The following is an 889-nucleotide window of genomic DNA, read 5'->3' as shown; positions in this document are numbered from 1 at the left end:
TCGAGCCGGAGCGTACCCCCGAAGCCGAGTACCGGCCGATCACTGGCCGCGTAGTCCCGCTCTGGGACAGGACGGAGGAACGGCGGCGACAGGTACGGCTCCGGGCCCTCGCAGCAGTGGCCGAAGGACTGACCGACTTTGAGTACACATACGAGGGTGCACACAGCCTCGGGGCGGTGGCGTGATGACCCTCGCCGCCACCAGGAAGCCCACATGCGGCGCACCGCGCCCCGGACAGTCCGCCGGCGCCCCGTGCAACCGTGAGCCGTTCCACCGAGACGACCACACGAACGCCCTCGCCGAGACGTGGCCCCGCCTCGCTCCGGTGCGCTGCACCCGGTGCGGCGGCCCGGCCCCCAAGCCGATTCCGATCGGCCACCAGGAAGCCACGGGCGGCCCCGGGTTCACCCTGTGGGCCTGTTCGCCGACCTGCCCCTCGTAGCCCGCCAAGCCAACCGCCATAGCCCCGCCCAGCATCCGCCGGGCGGGGCTTCGTGCACCCCGGCACGGCAGCGATTTCACAGCCGAGGCGACCAGCAGCTCGGCTACCGTGCGTCACGGGGCCCCTGGGTAGCGAGCACCAAACTCGGGCAGCGACATCATGATCATCTGTGTTGTCACGTCAGCACTCGGGGGCATCAAGCGGCACCCGCCAGCATCGAGCAGCATGGAACCTGTGACGGTTTGTCCTGATTCCGAGCATCACCGCAGGTCAAATCTCGGCAAAAGACGAGTTCGAATCTCGTATCCTCCGCACCCGCCCGCCAGGGCACATGAGGGCCCCGACCGCTCGGCAGGTTCTAGCGATCCCCGCAACACCCTGGATTCAGGGAGTTGCGGGGATCGTGGATTTTGAGGGCTTGAAGGCGAGGTTCTTCGAGGCGTTGGA

1 protein-coding gene is annotated in these 889 nt (G+C 68.1%); it reads left to right on the top strand.

The annotated features are described in order from the left end of the window. Positions 1–185 (top strand): hypothetical protein (locus tag ABD330_RS31950; RefSeq protein WP_344469815.1); only part of this gene is annotated, 185 nt, incomplete at its 5' end. Positions 186–889 lie beyond the last annotated feature (704 nt).

The sequence above is a fragment of the Kitasatospora kazusensis genome, assembly GCF_039529945.1.
Classification (GTDB): domain Bacteria; phylum Actinomycetota; class Actinomycetes; order Streptomycetales; family Streptomycetaceae; genus Kitasatospora; species Kitasatospora kazusensis.
This window is presented reverse-complemented; position numbering and strand designations above follow the sequence as displayed.